The 300-nt window shown below is 39.0% G+C and carries 1 protein-coding gene; it reads right to left on the bottom strand.

All coding sequences use genetic code 11. The features are described 5' to 3' along the window. The coding region (locus ACFOW1_RS03715; RefSeq protein WP_379012851.1) for a transposase at nt 1–300 on the bottom strand (300 nt) is incomplete at both ends.

Genomic DNA, 300 nt, shown 5'->3' with positions numbered 1-300 from the left:
TAGTGTTCGTGATTCGCTTCGCTTAATTCTCCGTTAACTTTTTTCAGCCCTTTCAATAATGTATGCGTATAACCCCAATGTCTTTTGATAGTGCCAAAAGGATGCTCGCAGATGGCTTGGCGCCGTTTGTAATACTGTGGATTTTCTTTGATGTTATTATCGTTAATATCTACCGCATCTTGGTATTCGCTGCGTTGAATAATACGTTTGGGTAGTTTAGTACATTGAGATTTTAATGGGCATGTTTTACAAGCTTCTGTGCGGTACGTTTTAAAGCGATAACTAGTTTCTCCTGCTTCA

The organism is Parasediminibacterium paludis, from assembly GCF_042651445.1.
GTDB classification, from domain to species: Bacteria; Bacteroidota; Bacteroidia; order Chitinophagales; family Chitinophagaceae; genus Parasediminibacterium; species Parasediminibacterium paludis.
The sequence above is the reverse complement of the archived record's forward strand: the minus strand, read 5'-3'. Positions and strand labels throughout refer to the sequence as shown.